Source organism: Streptomyces sp. NPDC048337 (assembly GCF_043201175.1).
Classification (GTDB): domain Bacteria; phylum Actinomycetota; class Actinomycetes; order Streptomycetales; family Streptomycetaceae; genus Streptomyces.
Map to the genome: position 1 here is coordinate 155231 of NZ_JBICYR010000002.1, position 21917 is coordinate 177147.

The window sequence follows — 21917 nt, forward strand, 5'->3', positions numbered from 1 at the left end:
AGGCGCGCAGCGGAGGTCACTCGGGGACGGTGTAGCGCAGGAGCACGGCGACGCCGTCCTCCAGGGGCAGCTCGTCCTCGGGTACGGCGATCAGCTCGGCCTGGGTGCCGGCCGCAGCCCGGATCAGGGCGGCCCCGGGGGCCGGCTCCTCCCAGTAGTAGTTCAGGCCGAAGGCGTTCAGGTCCTCGCCCGACAGGGCCAGCTGGGTGGGCGCCGTGCCGACCCACAGGTGCCGGGAGATCCGCACCGGGAGGTTGAGGATCAGGGCCCGGGCCTGCCCGCGCTGGAAGGCGGCCACCGCGGCGTCGAGCCCGTCGACGTACTCCGGGTGCCGGGCGTGCTGGCCCAGGTAGGCGTCCAGCTGGTGCCGGTCGTGGTCCGAGAGCCTGCCCTCGAACAGGAGGCCGAGCTCCTCCTCCATGAGAGCCCGCCCGGGCTCCGGCCGCCGGTAGTGGCCGTCCTTGAGCTTGACGAAGTTGCCGAGCAGCTTCTTCGGGGCCGACCGCAGCAGACTGTTCACGGACCACGGATCACCGGCCAGCACCACCAGCTCGACGGCCTCGGCGCTCACGGCGGCCACCAGCTCGGCGAGGAGCTGCTCGGCCTCCTTGGGCCAGCCCTCGACCGGGATCCGGTGGCGCACGCGTGCACCGGGCGCGACCCGGCTCATCGGCCATCTGCCGGTCTCGAAGTCCAGCTGGAGCTCCTCCTCGCCGCCCGCGGCCTCGGCCAGGTGCACCCGGCGGATGGCTACCGTCGCGTACGGGATGTCCGGGCCGTGCTGGAGGGCGAGCGCCAGGGCGTCGGGCAGCATCCCGAAGCGGGCGGTGTCGCGGTCGGGCGGTTCGGGGAGCCCCTCCGCCAGGACGAGGCTCCCGTGGGCGGCGAAGATCGCCTGGCCGTGCCTTCCGGCCACCTCGCGGTCGCTGCCGACCGCGGCCTCCAGCGCCCCGACGGTGGCCTCGTCGGCGTCGTGGGCCAGCAGGCTCCGGCGCAGCTTGCGCCAGCGCAGGTCGAGGGCCCGCTCGGGATCGTCGAGGTCCCGGGAGGTGTCGAGGCAGACGGACGCGACGGGGCCGGGATGGGCGTACAGGGGGCCCAGGAACTGCAGTTTCACGGCGACCTCCCGGGGTGCGGACCGGGACCTCTACCTGATCGCCTGCCCGCTCCGGGACCCCCCGAACCACGGCCTCCGACGTGCGGGGCGTGCGGCGGGCGGGAAGACTGGTGGCATGGCGAACAAGGTCGCGAACAAGGCAGCGCTGGTGGGCGGCCCGGACGATCTGACCGAGCGGATCGTGCCGCTCGCCGATCCCGGAGAAGACCTGAAGATCCCCCACCGCGGCGGATACGAGCACTTCAAGGCCACTCCACGCCACCAGGACGGCCCCGAGGGACCGCTTCCGGTCTACGAGTGGTGGGAACGTACGGAGATCGCCGAGTAGCCCCCGAGTGACAGTCGGGCCCCCCGCTTGGTGGGCCAAAAGAGGGGCGGGTTAGCATATGAGCACCGCCTAGCTCGAAAGATAGAACCTGTGACTGTCAACGAGGACTCGTTCACCAGCTGGAAAAACCGCGAGGAGATCGCGGAGTCGATGATTCCCATCATCGGGAAGCTGCACCGGGAGCGGGACGTCACGGTCCTTCTCCACAGCCGCTCCCTGGTGAACAAGTCGGTGGTCAGCCTCCTCAAGACCCACCGATTCGCCCGGCAGATCGACGGCGAGGAGCTCTCGGTCACCGAGACCCTGCCGTTCCTGCAGGCGCTCACCACGCTCGATCTCGGCCCGTCCCAGATCGACATCGGCATGCTCGCCGCGACGTACAAGGCCGACGACCGCGGTCTCTCGGTGGAGGAGTTCACCGCCGAGGCCGTCTCCGGCGCCACCGGTGCCAACAAGATCGAGTGCCGCGAGGGCCGCGACGTCGTCCTGTACGGCTTCGGCCGCATCGGCCGCCTCGTCGCCCGCCTCCTCATCGAGAAGGCCGGCTCCGGCAACGGCCTGCGCCTGCGCGCCATCGTCGTCCGCGGGGGAGGCGACCGGGCCGCCGAGGACATCGTCAAGCGCGCCTCGCTGCTGCGCCGCGACTCGATCCACGGCCAGTTCCAGGGCACCATCACCGTCGACGAGGCGAACAGCACGATCGTCGCCAACGGCAACGAGATCCGGGTGATCTACGCCAACGACCCCTCCGAGGTCGACTACACGGCGTACGGCATCAAGGACGCCATCCTCATCGACAACACGGGCAAGTGGCGCGACCGCGAGGGGCTCTCGAAGCACCTGCGTCCCGGCATCGACAAGGTCGTCCTGACCGCCCCGGGCAAGGGCGACGTCCCGAACATCGTGCACGGCGTCAACCACGACACGGTGAAGCCGGACGAGCGCATCCTGTCCTGCGCCTCCTGCACCACCAACGCGATCGTCCCGCCGCTGAAGGCCATGGACGACGAGTACGGCGTGCTGCGCGGCCACGTGGAGACCGTCCACTCGTTCACCAACGACCAGAACCTGCTGGACAACTACCACAAGGCCGACCGCCGCGGCCGCTCCGCGCCGCTCAACATGGTCATCACCGAGACCGGTGCGGCCTCGGCCGTCGCCAAGGCGCTGCCCGACCTGAAGGCGCCGATCACCGGCAGCTCGATCCGCGTCCCCGTCCCGGACGTCTCGATCGCGATCCTCAGCCTGCGCCTCGGCCGCGAGACCACGCGCGAGGAGGTCCTCGACTACCTCCGCAACGTCTCGCTGCACTCGCCGCTGAAGCGCCAGATCGACTTCACCACGGCCCCCGACGCGGTCTCCATGGACTTCGTCGGCTCCCGCCACTCCTCGATCGTCGACGCCGGCGCCACCAAGGTCGACGGCGACAACGCGATCCTGTACCTCTGGTACGACAACGAGTTCGGCTACTCCTGCCAGGTCATCCGCGTCGTCCAGCACGTCTCCGGGGTGGAGTACCCGACCTACCCCGTTCCGGCGGTCTGACCTCCCCGCACGGACGACACGCACAGCGCGCCGCGCCCCGCCCCGGATCACCGGGGCGGGGCGCGGCGCGTCGTCGCACTCCGGGCCGCTACCTCCTCGGCTTGGCCGCGGCCGGGGTCTTCACCGGGGCCTTGGCCTTGGGGTGATCGCCCTTGCCGCCCTTGCCGTGGCCGTGGCCCTCTTCTCCGTTGTCGAGCGTGGTGCCCTCGATGTCGGTGAAGTCGATGCGCGTCTTGGCGTGGCTGGTCTTCGGGTACTTGACGAAGACCGAGCCCTTGCCCGACTTCTCGCCGTACTCCTCGAACAGCACCGCCCACGGCGAGCCGCCGCGCACGATCAGCTCGTCGCCCTTGGCCGGATGGACCGTGGACGGGGGACCCCCGTCCACCCACAGCTGGGCGCTGACCGTGTCCAGGACGGTCAGGTCCACCGTGTCCTGGCCGCCGCGCGAGAGGACGCCGATCCGCTCGGTCTCACCGGTCGCGATCCGCAGGCCGAGCAGCGGCGACAGGGCCGGGGCCGGGAACCGCAGCATCGGCAGCGCCTCGACCCGGAGCGTGGTGAACTCGTCCACGACACCGACGATCCTGTCCTGGCGCGTGGTGCCCACGATGGTGACCTCGTCGTCGCCGCCGTCGGGGCTGACCAGCACATCGCCCACCACGTGGGAGAAGTTCAGCACCTGGGCGGAGTTCGACCGGGTCAGCCGTCCGCTGTCGGCGCTCGTCGGGGTGAAGGTCAGCTGCTCGTCGGCCGCCCCGCCCCGCACGCTCACACCGTGACCGTTCGCGTCGAGGTTCACCACGGGGATCCCGCGGATGCCGACGAAGCCGCCCGGGATCCCCGGGTAGCCCGTGACGGTCTCCTGGCCCACGTGGACCAGGAGGTCCGCGGTCGCGCCCGTGAGGGTGAGCGAGTGCTGGGCGATGGTCACCGCGAGGGACGGCGACGCCGGGCTCACATTCCCGGCGAGGTCCTCCAGCAGTACGGCGAAGTCGTACGTGCCGTCGTCGAGCGCCGAGCTGGTGACCTCGTACTCACCGCCCGAGGTGACGGTGTCCTTGCCGACCACGGCCGGGCCGGCGGCTCCCGCCGGATCGGCGGTCAGCCGCACCAGGGCGTTGGGCTCGACCGGTGAACCCTGGAAGGCGGGCTTGGGGATGGTCGTGATGTTGTCGATGTCGTTGCCGCCGGTGTCGCTCGACGACAGCAGGTCCGGAGCGGCCGGGCGGGCCGGCGCCGTGGTGTCGAGCGTGATCAGCAGCCGGTGTGCGCTCTCCGCACCCGCACCGACGACGTGGGACACGCCGGCCAGCCGCGGGTCGTCGGACGGGTCGAGGATCACCACCTCGGCGGTGATGTGGTTCTCCCCCTCCACCAGTACGGGGTCCAGGACGATCCGGTACAGCCCCGGCTTGGTGACCGGGTTCACCGGCTGCGCGAATCCGACGCGCTCTCCGTCCCGCTTCACCGCCACCTTGAAGCCGGGGGCGTCGTCCGCGAGCGTGGCCGTGGCGTTCTGCGGCGACAGCGGGATGCCGGCGGCCCGCAGCTCCGCGTCGTCGACCCGGAGGAAGAGCTCCGGTCCGGCGATCCTGGTGACGTCGTCGTTGTCGAAGCGGCCCGAGTCGGACTCGCGCTTGAGGTCGAGGCCGAAGGGTTCGGGCGCCGCCCGGTTGACGACGGTGAGGTCGTACGTGGCCTGCGGCGGGTCGGTCGGCGAGGCGTCGCCCGGGCTGGTCGGGTCGGTGATCCCGGCGTCGCTGATCACGACGAAGTACGGCTCGTCCTTGACGACCGGGATCGCGAGCCGGCTCGTCGAACTGCCCGGCCTGGTCGTGGCGACGGTTCCGGTGGCGACCCTGTTGCCGAACTTGTCGTACGCGCGGACCTGGAGCCCGGAGATCACCTCGTTGAAGGCGATCTCGGCCTGCAGGTGCCCGGTGTGGCGCGGCTCGATCCGGAAGAAGTCGACGTCGGTCGCGCTGTGCAGGGTCAGTCGCGGCTTGGTGACCCTGTTGTTCGCGCCGATCGCGGCGGCGACGGCGGTGTCGATCGACTCGTTCGGCTCGGAGGCGTCGGGGAAGGCCCCGAGCAGCGAGAACGTGTCGTAGTAGGTGCTCTGCGGGCTCGTGGAGGTCAGGGGGGTGCCGTTGCCGGTCCAGCTCGCGTAGCCGATCCCGTCGACCGCCCACACGCCGTTGTACTCGCCGATGCGCAGGGTCTGCTGCAGGGACCCGGTCACGGTGCGGCAGTTCGGGTTGTTCCCGAAACGGCAGGGGGCGTTGAGATCGGGGTCGAAGGGGGCGTCGCTGATCCTGAAGTCCTGCGACCAGGTCGCGCCGCCGTCCCGGCTCGCCGTCCCGTAGAGGTCGAGCAGGAAGTTGTTGCCCGCGTTCCGCCGGCCGCCGCGGGTGTCGTACCAGTGGGCGACGATGGTGCCGTCCTGGTCGATGTGGGCGGTGGGCATCACGGCGAGGGTCTGACCCGGCCCGTGGTCGACGCGGGTGGGCGCGGCGAAGGTGGCGCCGTTGTCCGTGGAGCGGGCGATGCGGACGTCACCGTCGTCGCCGTTGCCGAAGGTGTCGTTGGGGTCGTCGTTGGCGACCACGTAGACGTTCCCGGGCCGGCCCGGGTCGGGCAGCACCCACGGCTGCATCGAGCCCTGGAGCCAGAAGTCGGTCCCCGGGATGTCACCCGCGCCGTTCTGCACGTTGCAGGTGACGGTCGCCTGTCCCGCCGCGAACGCCGTGGTCCGCTGCTGGACGGTGCCGGCGGCGAAATCGGCCCCGCCCGAGCCGTCGCGGAGCACCTGCACGGTGCCCGCGTCGGCCGCTCCGTCGGTGCCCTCGTTGCAGATGTTGGCGTGGTAGGCCACGTAGAGGTCGCCGTTCGCGCCGACGGCGGCGTGGGAGGGCCAGGGGTTTCCGTCCGCCGCCACGGAAAGGACGCTCGGGGTCGACCAGTTCGCGCCCGCGTTCACGGAGCGGGAGTACTGGATCTGCCACGTTGGGCCCGCGAGGTGCGTCCAGACGACGTAGAGGTTGTCCCGGTAGGGGCTGGTGGGATTGGAGTCGGCCACCAGCCATGGCTTGTCGTGGTTGTTCGGGCTGTTGCCGCTTACCTGGACGGGGGTGTAGGTCTGGTTCCCCGTCGTCGTCAGGTCGTTGATCCGGGCGACGCCCACCCCGAAGCTGTTGGCGGTGGTGTTGAAGCTCGACGAGAGATGGGTGACGAACAGGCGGCCCTGCGAGTCGAAGGCGAGGGTCGGGTCGCCGAAGCACGGGACCGTCGTCGTCCGCGTGATCGGGAAGGCGTCCTTGCCGAAGTTGTTGTCGATACGGACCGTGCATCCCCGCATGACGGCGACCTGTGACGGTCTGCGGGGATTGGCCACGGCGTTGTGCGGTTCAAAACCGGTGTTGTCGACGACCCGGTCATCGCCCGCCCAGGCGGGCGTCGCCGCCTGGACGAACACAAGCGACTGCAGTACGAGGAGAATACTGCCGACGATGGTGAGGGCGCGCTGTCGAATTCGGTGGTTCAGCATGCACCCCCCTCTCGGATTCTGCTCATCCCTCTCCTTCTGGCCCGGCCGCCCGCGGGTGCACCCCGACGGCCTGCTCATCTCGCGAGAGGACTGTGGCAGCGCGCCGCCGCCTCACCCGGGGAACCCATGACCGAATCGCGGGAATTCACCGAGATCCCCGCCAGAACCACCCGTCCGGAGGACCGTTGCCGCACGGACGGGGGACCGCGTCGCGTTTTCGTGATCTTCGGGATCGCGGGGCCGCCAGGATGTGCGGCATGTCATCCCCCCACGCATCCCCCCGCCTCGCCCGCCCGCCCTCCCTCGTCCGCCATCTCCTGCCCGTCGTGCTCGCCGTGCAGGCGCTGCTGCTCGCGGCGCCGGCGGCCGTCCCGGCCGCCCACGCCCTCACCCTCGCGCCGAGGTCCGCGCCGGCCGTCGCCTGCGTACGCGCCGCCGACTGCGGCGGCTCCGTCGTCGTCGGCCCGCTGTCCGAGGACCCGCCCAGCGAGGGCCCGTGCACCAGCCATGAGCCGGTGGTCTGTCAGATCCGCGCCGAGACACCGGAGGAGCGCGTCGAGGCCCAGGAGGTCCGGATGCGCTACCACGCACTGCTCGGCGACATGGACCGCACCGCCTGCGAGATGCGCGCCCAAGGGGCGTCCGAGGAGGAGATCGCCCGGACGCTGGTGCAGATGCGCAACGACGCCAAGGACGTCACCCGCGCCGGCATGAGCCCGGAGCAGGTGCGGCTGCTGGAGGAGCGCAACATGAAGAAGTACGGCAACCCGCTCGGCCCGACCGCGGACCAGCTGTACGCCAAGTACGGCTCCTGGTCGGCGGTTTCCGCCGCCGCCACCCGCACGAACGCCGAAGTGGACCGCGAACTCGGTCTGGAGTACCGCCCCTGCCCCTGCGAGGTGGAACCGCCCTACGCGGCCTGACCCCGGTCAGCCGGCGCTCGGGTGCGGGGTCAGCCACTCCTTGTCCGCCCACGTCACTCCGGGCGGGATCCGCTCCCCGTACCCGGCGTCGTCCTCGATGCGCAGCCGTACGGTCTCGTGCACCCGGGCGCCGTCGGGGACGCGGCGGCGCCGGTAGGTGAGCAGGGCCCAGACCGCGCCCATGCGGTGGACCGTGCCGAGCGCGTGAGCGGGGTCGAGCGTGAGGTGCTTCGCGTACGCCCCGTTCTTGAGCAGCAGGCCGGAGTCGAGGGCGCCGTCCACGATCCACTTGAGAGCGACGGTGGGCAGCTTCGGGTCGTCCTCGAAGGTGCCGCCCACGTCGGAGTGGACCCCGGCGAACCAGACCTCCTCGATCACCGGCCCCCGTGCCCCCGCCTCCTCGGGGGGCTGCACGAGGTACTCCTCGTACGGCCGGCGCTTCTCGTCGATGGAGACGGCGTGGCGGACCCGGGCGACGTTGGGGATCCGCCGGGTGTACAGCCAGCGCAGGTTCCAGCGCAGCAGTCCGGCGGCCTTCACCGAGTCCCACACCCCCATGAAATGGACGGGGATGCCGGTCCGTTCGTCGACCTTCCTGCTGAACGTGCCGGCGAAATGGTGCAGTTGCTTCCAGTCGTCGTCGCTGAAGGTCCGGTTCTTGGCGTAGACGGCGATGGCGTACGGAACCAGGTTCTCCGAGCCCGGGCGGAGCAGGCCGACCGCCTTGAGCAGCCCCGCGAGAGCGCGGGCGGTGTACGCGCCCCGGCTGAAACCGAAGAGGAGGATCCGGTCGCCCGGTTCGTAATGGTGCATCAGATACGTGTACGCCTCGGCGAGGTTCGCCTTGAGCCCCGAGCCGAACGCGAGCCCGAACAGCTTGGAGAGCTTGCGGGCCGGCAGCGACCATGCTCCGGCGGCGGAGAAGGTGCCGACGCCGGGGTCGTAGTAGGCGATCTGCGCGGTGGGGTCGCCGAGGTCGAGCATCTCGTAGAGCTTGACGACGTTGGTGTTGCCGCGGGCCTTGAGCTGATTGCCCGTCCCGTCCAGGCACACCACGATGTTCTTGCCCATCACGGTCTCCGAGGGACATACGTCATATTCATTCCTATACTAGGAGCAAAGCCTCCCACCGGCCTGCCGGTGCGTCACGCGGAGGTCTCATGGCCGGTTTCACGGTGCACCTGGACGAGAACGCGGGGCCAGCCTCCACGCACGCGCTCGTCATCGGGGTCGGGGCCTACACGCATCTGGACGGCGGCCCGTCGCCGACGGACCACCCGGGCGCCGTGGGCATGCGGCAGCTGTCCTCACCCCCTCTCTCGGCGCGTGCGTTCGCGACGTGGATGATCGGCGAATACAACGACAAGGGCAGACCGCTGGGAAGTCTGGCACTGCTGCTGAGCGAGGCCGCTCCCGCCCCCTTCCCCAACCCGAAGACGCAGGTCGGGCATGTGGTGGAAGCGGCAACCATCGACAACATCGTGGCCGCCGTCACGGAGTGGAAGGACCGGGGTGACCACGACGAGGCCCGGCTCGTCTTCTACTTCTGCGGTCACGGGGTCTCACTGGGCACCGACTCCTCCCTCCTGGCGGCGGACATCTTCGCCGACAGAAACAGCCCGCTGAACGGCGCACTGCACTTCGAGGCACTGGTACGGGGACTCAACAACTGCAGGGCCGCCCAGCAGGTCTTCTTCGTCGACGCCTGCCGGGAAGGCTCCGACGCACTCGTCAACACGGCGGGCAGGGACACTCTCGGGCGGGTCGTCGTCGGGGGGAACCTGCGCCCCACCGCTTTCGTGCCACGAAAACACGCCGTCCTCTACGCGACCCTGCTCGGCACGGAGGCCGTCGCACGTGCCGGTGGCCTCAGCCTCTTCACGGACGCGCTGCTGCGGAGTCTCGACGGCTCGGGGAGCGAGAACACCGCAGACAGCGTATGGCGGGTGACCACCCTCAACCTGCTGCGCTCGATCGTCCGCTTCATTCAAGAGCCTCCGTTCGCCGGTGCTCTCGTGAACGCCTCGACACCGGTCAGCAACGAGTCGTTCGACTTCGACTTCCACGAACTGAGAGGCGACCCGGTGGTCCCGGTGTACATCGGCTGCGCGGACCCCGAGGACAACGCGCGTGCCGAATTCATCTGCCGGCGCCGCGGCCGGGAGCCGCTGCGCCGGCCGCTGCCCGACCCCGGCGAGGAACCCGACCTCCGCGAGTGGGCCCCGTTCCTGCCGTTCGGCCGATACCAGGTCGAGGCCGTCCTGGGCCCCGGAGACCAGCGCAGCAAGAAACTCGACGCCCGCCCGCCGTTCTTCCGCGTCACATTGGCCCGGCCATGAGCACCGCACTCGCCGTACGGCTCCTCCTCTCGTCCTCGCCCACGGGGGAGTCCAACGAAGCGGTGATCGTCGGCGACATCCTCTCGGCCGACCTCAAGGGCGAGAGCCGGCGCAACATCCTGATCCCCTGCGGGATCGAGCCCCGCCCGACGGCGTACCCCGTGACGCCCGGCCGCTATCTCGTGTCGGCGACCCTGCCGTCCGGGCTGGTGCTGACGGAGGATGCCGTGGCGGTGGAGGGCAAGGAGACCGCGGTGGACTTCGTCATGATGGATTCGCCGTACGAGACACACTCCTGGCAGTACCTCATGGGCAACATCGAGTCGGGCAGGGTCTACCACGGCCCCGCCGAGGTCCCGCTCGCCGAGTCCGTCGCCTCGCGGTCCATGGTCGCCCCCGCTCCCGCCCGCGGCCCCGCCCCCGCGACGGACGTCGACCTGACCGCGCTCGCCACCTGGATCGGCGACGCCGCGCCCGCGAGCTGCAGCTTCGCGTCGATGCTGGCGCTGGGAGAGAACCCGCCGGGCGATCCGGTCTCCGGGCGGATCGCCCGGGGCGAGCCCCTCGTCCTTCCGCAGCCCGATGTACTGGGGGAGGAGGTCAGTCCGCTCTACCGCTTCGGCCCCAGCGGACCGGTCGGAGTCCCCGGCGGTCAGCCCGGAGAGCGGCAGTTCCTGCTCGTGGAGGCCGCCGGATCCGTACGGCTGGTCACCCTCCCCCTGCCCTGGGGCAGCAGCCAGGTCGAAGTCCTGGTCAACCTGCGGCAGAGCCCGACGGGCAGCGCCGTGGCCATCGCCGTCCGCGACCCGGCGGTCGGCGCGGGGCTCGCGTACATGTCCCAGGGAGCCCTCGACATGGCGGCCAAGCTCTTCACCGATGTCGAGGAGATGCTCTACTCCAAGTTCGAGAACCCGCTCGCGGCGGCGGCCGGGGCCTACGTCCTCATCGGCACCGACCACACGAGGGCCGAGACCTACTGGGACCCGTGGCTGGAGCGGCTGGCCGACTCCTTCCCCTGGATCAGCGACGGGGCGATCCTGCGGGCGGTGCGGCTGCTGCGGCGCGACCCGCCGGACCTGCGGAGGGCACGCGACGGGCTGATCGAGGCCTTCGAGCGCGGCATCCCCTTCTACACGCTCGGGCTCGTCTGGCTCGTCGACGGGCTCTCCGCCTTCCCCGACGACCCCGCATGCGCACGTCGCCTCGACGAGGTGCGCCGCCTGTCCTGGATGACCGACATGCGCCAGCCGTTCCTGATCCTCGACCTGCGGCAAAGGAGCACGTGATGATCCGGCTCAGGATGATGCCCGCGGAGGACGGCGACTGCCTGCTCCTCGAATACGGCAACGGCGACTTCACCCGGCGGGTCCTCTTCGACGGCGGACGGCACGGCACCTACGAGCGGATCAAGCCGGTACTCGCCGAGCTGGACGGCCTGATCGACGTACTCGTGGTGACCCATGTCGACCAGGACCACATCCTCGGCGTGGTCGCGCTCCTCGAAGACCCCGACCGGACGGTGGACTTCGGGGACGTGTGGTTCAACGGCTTCGACCACCTCCACGACCGGGAGATCTTCGGCGCCGTGGAGGGGGAGAAGGTCACCACCGCCCTGCTGACCCAGCACATCCCCTGGAACAAGGCCTTCGAGGGCCGCAGCATCGAAGTGGGGCACGAACTGACCTGGTTCGACGACGGATCCACGATGGACGTGCTCGCGCCGGACCGCCGTCTGCTGGAGGGGCTGATCCCCACCTGGAAGGCGAAGTGCGAGCAGGCCGGGCTGATCCCCGGAGTGGACCCCATGGAGCGGGAACTCGCGCCCGGCATCGAACACTTCGGCGCGATCGACATCGACGGGCTGGCCGCCACCCCGTTCAAACGGGACGGCTCCCCGACGAACCCGACCAGCATCGGCCTCCTCTTCGAGTTCGAGGGGACCCGGATCGTCTTCACCGGCGACGCGGACGATCCGCGCCTGGTGGCGTCGATCCGGCCGCGCGCCGAGGACGAAGGCGGGCGGCTGAGGATCGCCGCCCTGAAGGTCGCCCACCACGGCAGCTCCAAGAACATCTCGAACGACCTCCTCGGACTCCTCGACTGCGGCCGCTACCTGATCTCCACCAACGGAAAGATCCACGGCCACCCGGACGACGTAGCCATCGCCCGGATCCTCAAGAACGGCGGAGCCGACAAGGACCTCGTCTTCAACTACCGGGAGCGCGCGGAGCAGTGGGACCTCGGCGGACTGAAGCAGGAGTTCGGCTACCGCGTGCTGAAGCCCGAGTCGGCCGCCGAGGACGGCTTTGTCACCGTGGAGTTCTGACCGCCGGCCCCGGCGCCGGATTCCCGCGGCCTACATCGCCACGGGGCGCCGCGCGGTGCGGGTGACGCTGGTCGCCGCCGGCGGGTTCTACCTGTTCCTCTACGGATTCGGCTCGGCCACCGGCGCGACGTACGCGCTGTTCTCCTCCGTGGCCCTGGCCGGACTCTCGCGGATCCCCGGCACGGGACCGCAGCGGGCCGCGCTGGTGCTGCGGCTGCTGCCGGTGTGCTGGCTGCTGGTCGTCATCGGCACCTACCTGTCCGTCCGGACCTGGAGCGCGGTGGCGGGCATGCTGGTCGTCGGCTTCGCCCTGGCCTTCGCCGCCGTGGGCGGGCCCCGACCGGCGGGCGCCGGACCGGGGCTGCAACTGCTGTACATCCTGCCGTCCTTCCCGCCGTACGATCCGGGCTCCCTCGGCGAGCGCCTGACCGGCACGACCGTCGGGCTCGCGCTGCTCGTCCTGGCCGAGCGGTACCTCTTCCCCGAACCGCCCACCACCCCCTACCGGGAACTCGCCGCGCGCGCCGCGCAGACCGCCGCGCGCTGCGCCCGGGAGCTGGCCGGGCCGCCGTACGCACCCTCGCCGGACACGCTCCGGGAGGCGCGCGAGGCGGCGACGAACCTGCGCTTCCTGAAGGTGCCCGAGGCGGACCGCCCGGCCGGTCCGGGCCTGCGCGACCGGGCGCTGGCGCACACGGGCCTGGCCGCCCGCACTCTGCTGAACCGCCTGTCGCAGGTGCCCGGCGCCGCATCCGGGGGCGCCGGTCCGGACGTGCCGCGCGGCGTGGAACGGCTCTCGGAGCGGACGGCCGAACGGCTGCGGCAGCTGACCGGCCCGCTTCCCGGTCCCGGGGAGGAGTACGAGGACCTCGTCGCGGCCCGCGCCCGGCTGGCCGGGGCGGACCCGGAGCAGGCGGCTCCGGCGGTGCTGCGGTGGCAGGCGGCGGCCCTGGAGGTGGCGGACGCCGCTCTGGCGATGGCGACCGCCGCCGACGTGGCCGTACGGGGGCGGGCCGCGGGGACGGGCGTGGCGCCGGGACGGTTCTGGTACGCGCGGATGCGGGCGCCGCGACTGTGGTGGCACCGGATCCAGGGGCACGCGGGACAGAGGTCGGTGCTCTTCCAGAACGCGGTGCGGATCGGACTCGCGCTGACGGCGGTCCGGTTGGTCGCCGGGCTGGACACCCTGCCGCACGGGTTCTGGGCGATGCTGGCGACCCTGAGCCTGACGCGGACGACCGTCGGCGCGACCTGGAGCACGATCCGGGTGGCGCTGGCCGGCACGTTCGTCGGCGCGCTGGTGACCGCGGGGCTGCTGACCCTGGGTGGCTCCGACACCGTGGTGTACGCCGTCGTGCTGCCGGTGTGGATGCTCGTCTCCTTCACGGTCGGGCCGGTACGGGGGGTCGGGTGGGCCCAGGGGCTGTTCACGGTGCTGGTGGCGCTGGTGTTCGCGCAGCTGGCGCCGGCGGACTGGCGGCTGGCCGGGCTCCGGATGCTGGACGTGCTGATCGGCAGTGCGATCGGCGCCGTGTTCGGGCTCCTGGCCTGGCCCCGGGGCGCACACGACGAGCTGGGCCGCGCCACGGCGGGGCTGCTGCGCAGGGCGGCGGAGATCGTGGTCGCGACGAGCGCCTCGGTGGCGGCGGGCGGGGTACGGGACGAGGCCGTCGGCGCGGTGGGCCACCGGTCGCTGCGGCACGCGCTGATCCTCGCGGAGTCGGCGTACGCGCAGTTCCAGAGCGAGCCGACCCGCTTCGGGGACGACGGCCGGCCACGGCCCGGCACCGACTGGCAGGCGGCTCTGATGACCGGTCACCACACGCTGTGGGGCGCGGACCGGCTGCTCGCGCCGCCCGCACCCGGGCGGGTCGTCGTACCGCCCCTGGGCCGGGAGGCGGCCGCCCTGATGACGCGCCTCGGGGACCGGGTGGCCGGGCGCCTGCTCCTGGTGTCGGCGCGCCTCGACCTGGTGGGGGACACCCCGGCGGCCCCCCTGCCGCCGCGCGATCCGGCGTCCGACGGGTTCACCGCGGAGCCGCCCGGAGCCTCGCGCGGGTACTACGCGACCGTGTCCTGGCTGCACTCGCTGATGACCGACCTGGAGCGGATCACGGCCGCGGACACCCGCTAGCGCCCGCCGGGCCGGCCGACGGCCTGTTCCAGCACTTCGAGGACGGTGTGGTGGAACAGGGTGGTCTTGTAGCCGGTCTGCGGCAGGGGGCGGCAGCGGTCCAGGACGGTCGCGGCCGCCTCGGCGAGGAGCTCGGGGGTGGCCTCGCGGCCGATCAGGACGGCCTCCACCTCCGTCAGCCGCACCGGGACGCGCGCCACCCCGCCCGCGGCCACGGCGGCGTGGGTGACGGTGGCGCCGTCGAGCGCGAGCCGGGCGGTGGCCTCCACCAGGGGCCATTCGGCGTGAGCCCTGCTGGTGGCCCGGTGGCAGGCCGCGCGTTCGCCGGGCAGGGGAGCGGGCAGCCGGACCGAGGTGAGGATGCGGTCGGGCGGCAGCAGGTGGTCGGCGTGGTGGAGTCGGTCGCCGTCGCCGTACAAGGCGGCGACGCTGCGCGGCGATTCGCCGTGGATCTCGGCCTCGGCGTCGTAGGTCAGCAGGGCCATGGCGAGGGTGGACGGGTGCGGGGTGATGCACGGGCCGTTCCCGCTGACCACGCCGAAGTGGTGGTCGCCCGCGCGCGCCGGGCAGTCGGTGCCGCCCTTCTGGAGGCAGCCGATGTGCGGATTGCGGTAGTACCAACAGCGGTTGCGCTGCAGCAGGTTGCCGCCCAGGGTGCCGGCCGCGCGGATCTGCGGGGTGGCCGCGGCCCGGGCCGACACCGCCAGGGCCGGCCAGCCGTCCCGTACCTGCGGGTCGGAGGCCAGCGTGGCGAGGGAGGTCAGCGCGCCGATCCGCAGTCCGCCGCCCGGCAGCGGGCTGCAGCCGCGCAGGTGGCCGACGCCCCCCAGGTCGGTGAACGGTCCCGGGGAGATGCCGCTGCGCTGCCGGGCTGTGGTGTCGGTGCCACCGGCGCGCAGTTCCCCGCCACGGGCCAGGACGGCGGCCGACAGGTCGGTGAGGGCGGGCTCGGTGCTCAACGGCGCAGTCCTTCCAGGAGCCGGTCGGGGCGGATGGGCATGTCGTACGGGCGCCAGCCGGTGGCATCGTGCACCGCGTTGGCGAGAGCGGCCGCAGTGGGCAGGGTGGCGACCTCACCGAGGCCGACACCGCCGCCGGGGACGTGCTCGAAGCCCTCCTGGTGGAAGTGGACGGTGATCTCGGGGGTGTCGCCGATCCCGGGGATGCGGTAGTCCTCCAGGTTCTCGGTCAGCACCCGGCCGGTCGCCGGGTCGGTGCGCCGTTCCTCGTACAGGGCGTAGCCGATGCCCTGGACCACCGCGCCCTCGCACTGGCTGCGGGCCAGCCGGTCCTCGTGGATGCGGCCCGCGGAGATGCCGCTCCACACGCGCAGCGGGCGGACCCGGCCGAGCCGGGTGTCCACCTCGACCTCGGCGACCTGCACCGAGCCGGTGAAGCCGCGGCCGATCGCCACTCCACCCAGGGCGAAGGGGAGCGCGAAGCCCCGGTGGTCGCGGGGGCGCCGGCCGGTCACCCGTACGCCGTCCGCCGTGTCCAGCCGGGCGACCACGTCCCCGTCGGCGTCGGTGGCGCCGAGCGCGGCGCGCAGCCGGTCGGCGGCGTCCACGGCGGCGGGCACGACGGAGGGCGTGGTGCGGCTGCCGCCGGACGTGGGGCCGTGGACGGTAGTGCTCCGGCCGACCTCGGCGAGCACCCGCCCCTCCGGCACGCCGAGGGCTTCGGCGACGGCCCGGCGCAGCACGGTCCGCGATCCCGTACCCATGTCCTGCACCGCGCAGCGGGCGACGACGACGCCGTCCTCGACGGAGAGTTCGACCTCGGTGACGGGATCGAGGAAGTACAGCCAGTTGCCCGCCGCGACGCCGACGCCGCGGCGCAGCCGCCCGGTGCCGCCCCGGGGCCCGGACCAGACCGGCAGGGAGGCCGCCCAGTCGTACAGGGCGTGCCGCTTGGGGTTGCCGTCCCAGCGGCGGCGCAGGGCGATCGGGTCCTGGCCGAGCCGGTGGGCCATCTCGTCGACTGCCTGCTCCAGGGCCCAGCACATCGTGGGTCCGCCCGGGCCGCGGAAGGGTGCGCCCGGAGGCCGGTGGGTGACCGTGTCGAAATCGCGGAGCCGGCGCGGGGCCTTGCCGTACATGAACCGGGCCAGCGACGCCACGGAACCGCCCACCGAGACCCCGCCGTCGCTGTCCGCGTCGATGGCGAGCGCACTCAGCTCGCCGGCCGCGTCCGCGGCCATCGCCAGCCGGATCCGGGTGCCGGGGCGGTATCCGCCGTCTGTGAGCTCCTCGTCGCGGGCCAGCACCACCCGCACCGGCGCGCCGTGCAGCCGGGCCAGCTCCACGGCGGCGACCACGTCGGAGGTCAGCCCCATCTTGCAGCCGAAGCCGCCACCCACGTGGACGGCCCTCGCCACCACCCGATCGACGGGCACGCCGAAGCGCTCGGCGGCTTGCTCGGCCACGTTCCTCACCGACTGCGTGGACACGTCCAGGTGGAGGGTGCCGTCGACCCACTGGGCAAGACAGGCGTGCGGTTCGAGCGGGGTGTGGGTCTGGCCCGAGGTGGTGAACACGCCCTCGACCACCCGCTCGGGGCTGCGGACCCGGGCCTCGGTGATCCGGCGCACGGCCGTCGCGGGGCGCTTGCTCATGGCGGTCGGGCCCCTCAGGTTGCCGCGCCAGCGGGCGGGCAGCAGCTGGGGGGTCTCGCCGGAACCGGGCGCCCGCTTGCGGGAGGCTTTGTCCTCGTACACCAAGGGTCCCTGCCCGGCGCGGGCCTGCGCCGGGTCCAGGGCCGCCGGCAGCACCTCGTAGTCCACCCTGACCCGCTGCGCGGCGGCCCGTGCGGCGGCCAGGTCCGGCCCCGCGACCGCGGCCACCGGCTGCCCCACGTACCGCACCACGCCGTCGGGGGGAAGCAGCGGCACCAGCGGGACGTTCCCGGCCTCCAGGGAGCGTACGTGCGCGTGTGCGTGCGGCGACCGGATGAGGATCCCCTCCAGCAGCCCCTCGGGCCGCAGGTCCGTCGTGTACCGGGCCGAGCCGTCGACCTTCTCCGGGGCCTCGGTGCGGGGGACCGCCGGTGCGTCCGTACCGGTCGGGGCCTCGTCGTAGTCGCCCGCGCAGGCCGCGGCCACCGCGCTGAAGATCCGCTCGTAGGCGCCGCAGCGGCACAGGTGGCCCGACAGCGCCTCCGCGATCTGCTCCCGCCCCGGCGCCGTGCGGCCGTGCGCGGCCCGCCACCGCTCGTGGAAGGCCGCCGCCTCGACCACGAACCCCGGTGTGCAATAGCCGCACTGGAGGGCGTCCTCGCCGGCGAAGGCACGCGCCACCGGGTGGCCGGCCAGGCCCTCGACCGTCGTCACCCGCCGGCCGGCCAGCCCGACCGCGGGCGTCAGGCAGGACACCCGGGGTTCGCCGTCGACCTGGATGGTGCAGGCCCCGCACACCCCGCCCGCGCAGACCAGCTTGGTGCCGGTCAGACCCAGCCGGTCGCGCACCACCTCCGCGGCGGCCGGGTCGTCGTCCACGTCCACCGTGCGCTGTGCGCCATTGACCTCGAACTCCACGAGACGTACTCCTCAACCGTGGGGCGGCGACCGCCGGGCCTCGCGCGCTCGCCTTCTCGGTCCTTGATATCCCGCTCCCGGGGTCGGCGCAGTTCGACGCGCGGCCCCCTACCGCTGTTTACCGGCCACGCGCAAGGCTTCAACGGGAAAATCCTTGATGACCGATTAGGCTGGTGGGTTGTTTCCGGGAGCGACACGCGAGGGCCGATGGCAGCCACACCTGAGCACGGCGAACTCACTCTGCTCGACGACGGGGAGGGGCACGAGGAGTCCGGCAAGTCCGCCCGGTTCTCCGCCGGGCCCGCCGCCCCGGCGCGCACCCTCGTCGACATCTTCGAGGCCTCCGTACGGGCGTACCCCGACGAACCGGCCCTGGACGACGGCACCGAACAGCTGACCTACCGGGCGCTGGCCGCCGAGGTCGAGCGCCGGCGGCGCGCTCTCGCGGCCGCCGGGGTGGGGCTCGGCGACCGGGTGGGCGTACGCGTGCCGTCCGGGACCAACGAGCTGTACGCGTCCGTCCTCGCCGTCCTCGCCGCGGGCGCCGCCTACGTGCCGGTCGACGCCGAGGACCCGGACGAGCGGGCCGAGCTGGTCTTCGGCGAGGCCGGGGTGCGGGCGGTGCTCGGCGCCGGACGGCGCATCGACGTCAGCGCCCCCGCCGACGCGGGAGGGTCCGCCGCCCGGCCGGGCCCCGGGCACGACGCCTGGATCATCTTCACCTCCGGCTCCACCGGCAAGCCCAAGGGCGTCGCCGTCAGCCACCGCAGCGCCGCCGCCTTCGTGGACGCCGAGGCCGCGCTCTTCCTCACCGAGGAGCCCATCGGCCCCGGCGACCGGGTCATGGCCGGACTGTCCGTCGCCTTCGACGCCTCCTGCGAGGAGATGTGGCTGGCCTGGCGCTACGGCGCCTGCCTGGTGCCCGTGCCCCGCTCCCAGGTGCGCAGCGGCGCCGACCTCGGTCCCTGGCTGGTGGACCAGGAGATCACCGTGGTCTCCACCGTGCCGACCCTGGCCGCGCTGTGGGAGCCCGAGGCACTCAACGAGGTCCGGCTGCTGATCTTCGGCGGCGAGGCCTGCCCGGCCGAGCTGACCCAGCGCCTGGTCACCGAGGGCCGCCAGGTCTGGAACACCTACGGACCCACCGAGGCCACCGTCGTCGCCTGCGCCTCCCTGCTCACCGGGGAGGAACCGATCCGCATCGGCCTCCCGCTGAACGGCTGGGAGCTGGCCGTGGTCGACGAGTCCGGCGAGCCGGTGCCGATGGGCGGCAGCGGCCAGCTCGTGATCGGCGGCGTCGGCCTGGCCCGCTACCTCGACCCCGAGAAGGACGCCGAGAAGTACGCCCCGCTGGACTCCGTCGGCTGGGAGCGCGCCTACCGCAGCGGCGACCTCGTCCGCGCCGAACCGGAGGGGCTGGTCTTCCTCGGCCGCGGCGACGAGCAGATCAAACTCGGCGGGCGCCGCATCGAGCTGGGCGAGGTGGACGCCGCCCTCCAGGCCCTGCCCGGCGTCGCCGGCGCGGCCGCCGCCGTCCGCACCGCCCGCAGCGGCAACCAGCTGCTCGTCGGCTACCTGGTCACCCAGGAGGGCTGGGACCACGCGGCCGCCGTCGAGCGGCTGCGCGCCGAACTGCCCGCCGCCCTCGTACCGCTGCTCGCGCCCGTCGCCGAACTGCCCACCCGCACCTCCGGCAAGGTGGACCGGGACGCGCTGCCCTGGCCCCTGCCCGATCTGGAGACCACCGGCCCCGCCGAGCAGCTGTACGGCACCGAGGCCTGGCTCGCCGAGCAGTGGAGCGAGACCCTCGGCGTGGCCGTCACCGGCGCCGCCGACGACTTCTTCGCGATCGGCGGCAACAGCCTCGCCGCGGCCCGGCTCACCACCCGGCTGCGCACCCGCTATCCGAGCGCGGCCGTACTCGACATCTACCAGCAGCCCACCCTGCGCAAGCTGGCCCGGCGGCTGGAGAAGTCCGCACAGGACGACGGCGCCGCACGGACCGTCGCCCCGGTTCCCTTCCGGACCAAGGCGATCCAGACGCTCCTGCTGCTCCCGCTGTTCACCCTGGTCGGCCTGCGCTGGACGGTGGCCCTGCTGGCCCTGGGCAACGTCCTCCACCACTTCGGTCCCTACCCGTGGGCGCCGACCGCCTCGTGGTGGCTCGTCGCCGCCGGCGCTGCGCTGCTTTTCAGCCCGCCCGGCCGCCTCGCCATCGCGGCCGGCGGCGCCCGCCTGCTGCTGCGCGGGGTGAAGGCCGGCCGACACCCGCGCGGCGGCAGCGTGCACCTGAGGCTGTGGACCGCCGAGCGGCTGGCCGAGTACGTCGGCGCGACCTCGCTCACCGGCTCCTGGCTGGAACGCTACGCCCGGGCGCTCGGCGCCAAGGTCGGCCCCGAGGTGGACCTCCACGCCCTGCCTCCGGTCACCGGCATGCTCAAGCTCGGCCGCGGCTGCGCCGTCGAGTCCGAGGTGGACCTCTCGGGACACTGGCTGGACGGGGACCGGCTCGTGATCGGCCCGGTCAAGGTCGGCGCGGGCGCCGTGGTCGGCACCCGCAGCATGCTCTTCCCCGGCGCCCGGGTCGGCAAGCGGGCCGAGGTGGCCCCCGGATCCGCCGTGGCCGGACAGATCCCCACCGGGCAGCGCTGGGCCGGCGCCCCCGCCGTCAAACTCGGCAGGGCCAAGCGCAACTGGCCCGGGCAGCGCCCGCCGCGCGGGCTGTGGTGGCGCGCCATGTACGGGGCGACCGGCTTCTGCCTGACGGCCCTGCCCGTGCTCGCGACCGTGCCCGCCCTGCTCGTGGTGAGCCGGTTCGTGCCCGCCGACGCCGGATTCGGCCGGGCGCTGGGCGGGGCGCTGCTCGCCGTGGTGCCGGGAGCGCTCGCCTTCGGGTTCGCGTACGCGCTGCTGCTGCTGGTCACCGTACGCCTGCTCAGCCTGGCCCTGCGGACGGGAGTCCACCCGACGCACAGCCGGGTCGGCTGGCAGGCCTGGACGGTCACCCAGCTGATGGACCTCTCCCGGGAGACGCTCTTCCCGCTGTACGCGGGGCTGATCACACCGGTGTGGCTGCGGCTGCTCGGCATGAAGATCGGCCGGGGCGCGGAGGTGTCCACCGTGCTCGCGCTGCCCAGCCTCACCACCGTCGGCGAGGGCGCCTTCCTCGCCGACGATACCCTGACCGCCCCCTACGAACTGGGCGGCGGCTGGATAAGGATCGGCCCCTCCGAGATCGGCCGCCGCGCCTTCCTCGGGAACTCCGGAATGACCGCGCCGGGCCGCGCCGTGCCCGACGACGGGCTGGTCGGCGTCCTGTCCGCAACCCCGAAGAAGGCCAAGAAGGGCAGCTCCTATCTGGGCCTGCCGCCGGTCAAGCTGCCGCGGTCCGCCGCGAACGCCGATCGGAGCCGCACCTACGACCCGCCCGCGCACCTGCTGTGGGCGCGCGGACTGGTGGAGCTGTGCCGGCTCGTCCCGGTGTTCTGCTCGGCCGCCCTGGCCGTACTGACGGTGGCGGCGCTCTGCGCGCTGAGCACGGCGAGCGGTCTGGGGATCGGGGGAGCCGCGCTGCTGTCCGGAGCCGCCCTGCTCGCCGCCGGTACGGCCGCGTGCGTGGTCGCGGTCGCCGCGAAGTGGCTGCTGGTGGGCCGGCACCGGACGGGGGAGCACCCGCTGTGGAGCGGCTTCGTGTGGCGCAACGAGCTGGCCGACACCTTCGTCGAGGTCCTGGCCGTGCCGTGGCTGGTCGGCTCGGTGCCCGGGACACCGCTGCTGTCCCTGTGGCTGCGCGGGCTCGGTGCCCGGATCGGCCGGGGCGTGTGGTGCGAGAGCTACTGGCTGCCCGAGACGGACCTGGTGGTGCTGGGCGACGCGGTCAGCGTGAACCGCGGCTGTGTGTTGCAGACGCACCTCTTCCACGACCGGATCTTGAGGACGGATACTGTGGTCCTCCGTGAGGGCGCCACCCTGGGCCCGGGCGGAATCGTCCTGCCCGGGAGCACCGTCGGGGCCCGCAGCACACTGGGTCCGGCCTCCCTCGTGATGGCCGGGGAATCCGTCCCCGCCGACTCCCGCTGGCTGGGCAATCCGATCGAGGCGTGGCGGTCCTGACGGGGCCAGA

13 protein-coding genes are annotated in these 21917 nt (G+C 72.8%); 8 read left to right on the forward strand and 5 right to left on the reverse strand.

Going from position 1 to position 21917, the window contains the following annotated elements; translation table 11 throughout:
• Positions 1-16: 16 nt before the first annotated feature.
• Positions 17-1117, reverse strand: coding sequence for a hypothetical protein (locus tag ACGFYU_RS03825; RefSeq protein ID WP_393825611.1), 1101 nt, complete (start codon positions 1115-1117; stop codon positions 17-19).
• 115 nt (positions 1118-1232) lie between these two features.
• Between ACGFYU_RS03825 and ACGFYU_RS03830 the strand changes: the two genes are divergently transcribed.
• Together ACGFYU_RS03830 and ACGFYU_RS03835 are read left to right on the forward strand one after the other, a co-directional pair.
• A complete protein-coding gene (locus ACGFYU_RS03830) occupies positions 1233-1445 on the forward strand; it encodes a DUF5988 family protein (RefSeq protein WP_393825612.1) in 213 nt (70 codons plus the stop codon).
• A 90-nt stretch (positions 1446-1535) separates the two neighbouring features.
• A complete protein-coding gene (locus ACGFYU_RS03835; protein WP_393825613.1) occupies positions 1536-2990 on the forward strand; it encodes a glyceraldehyde-3-phosphate dehydrogenase in 1455 nt (484 codons plus the stop codon).
• Between the two features lie 88 nt (positions 2991-3078).
• Here the strand turns inward: ACGFYU_RS03835 and ACGFYU_RS03840 are convergent, their stop codons facing one another.
• Entirely contained in the window at positions 3079-6540 is a 3462-nt protein-coding gene (locus tag ACGFYU_RS03840) for an Ig-like domain-containing protein (protein WP_393825614.1), read from the reverse strand.
• A 257-nt stretch (positions 6541-6797) separates the two neighbouring features.
• Here ACGFYU_RS03840 and ACGFYU_RS03845 point away from each other — a divergent pair, with 257 nt between their 5' ends.
• Positions 6798-7463 carry a hypothetical protein gene (locus ACGFYU_RS03845; RefSeq protein WP_393825615.1) on the forward strand — a complete coding sequence of 222 codons (666 nt, stop codon included), beginning with the start codon at positions 6798-6800 and terminating at the stop codon, positions 7461-7463.
• A 6-nt stretch (positions 7464-7469) separates the two neighbouring features.
• Here ACGFYU_RS03845 and ACGFYU_RS03850 read toward each other — a convergent pair whose 3' ends face one another.
• The gene (locus ACGFYU_RS03850; protein ID WP_393825616.1) at positions 7470-8534 is read right to left on the reverse strand and encodes a DUF2235 domain-containing protein; all 1065 of its coding nucleotides are present in this window, start codon (positions 8532-8534) and stop codon (positions 7470-7472) included.
• 89 nt (positions 8535-8623) lie between these two features.
• Here ACGFYU_RS03850 and ACGFYU_RS03855 point away from each other — a divergent pair, with 89 nt between their 5' ends.
• The 4 genes from ACGFYU_RS03855 to ACGFYU_RS03870 are packed head-to-tail and all read left to right on the forward strand — an operon-like array spanning position 8624 to position 14262.
• Positions 8624-9802 carry a caspase family protein gene (locus tag ACGFYU_RS03855; RefSeq protein ID WP_393825617.1) on the forward strand — a complete coding sequence of 393 codons (1179 nt, stop codon included), beginning with the start codon at positions 8624-8626 and terminating at the stop codon, positions 9800-9802.
• Positions 9799-11088 (forward strand): hypothetical protein, encoded by a 1290-nt coding sequence (locus tag ACGFYU_RS03860; RefSeq protein ID WP_393825618.1) that lies wholly within the window; start codon positions 9799-9801, stop codon positions 11086-11088. Before ACGFYU_RS03855 ends, ACGFYU_RS03860 begins: the two co-directional genes overlap by 4 nt.
• Positions 11088-12128: a ComEC/Rec2 family competence protein gene (locus tag ACGFYU_RS03865; RefSeq protein ID WP_393825619.1), complete on the forward strand. Its 1041-nt coding sequence runs from the start codon at positions 11088-11090 to the stop codon at positions 12126-12128. The genes ACGFYU_RS03860 and ACGFYU_RS03865 overlap by 1 nt, the downstream gene beginning before the upstream one ends.
• Positions 12129-12183: 55 nt before the next feature.
• Positions 12184-14262: an FUSC family protein gene (locus ACGFYU_RS03870; protein ID WP_393825620.1), complete on the forward strand. Its 2079-nt coding sequence runs from the start codon at positions 12184-12186 to the stop codon at positions 14260-14262.
• Here the strand turns inward: ACGFYU_RS03870 and ACGFYU_RS03875 are convergent.
• Together ACGFYU_RS03875 and ACGFYU_RS03880 are read right to left on the reverse strand one after the other, a co-directional pair.
• A complete protein-coding gene (locus ACGFYU_RS03875; protein WP_393825621.1) occupies positions 14259-15221 on the reverse strand; it encodes an FAD binding domain-containing protein in 963 nt (320 codons plus the stop codon). The genes ACGFYU_RS03870 and ACGFYU_RS03875 overlap by 4 nt on opposite strands.
• The gene (locus ACGFYU_RS03880; RefSeq protein WP_393825622.1) at positions 15218-17794 is read right to left on the reverse strand and encodes a molybdopterin-dependent oxidoreductase; all 2577 of its coding nucleotides are present in this window, start codon (positions 17792-17794) and stop codon (positions 15218-15220) included. The genes ACGFYU_RS03875 and ACGFYU_RS03880 overlap by 4 nt, the downstream gene beginning before the upstream one ends.
• Positions 17795-18001: 207 nt before the next feature.
• Here ACGFYU_RS03880 and ACGFYU_RS03885 point away from each other — a divergent pair, with 207 nt between their 5' ends.
• Complete coding sequence (locus ACGFYU_RS03885) at positions 18002-21907, forward strand: Pls/PosA family non-ribosomal peptide synthetase (protein WP_393825623.1); 3906 nt, start codon at positions 18002-18004, stop codon at positions 21905-21907.
• The last annotated feature ends 10 nt before the right edge of the window (positions 21908-21917 follow it).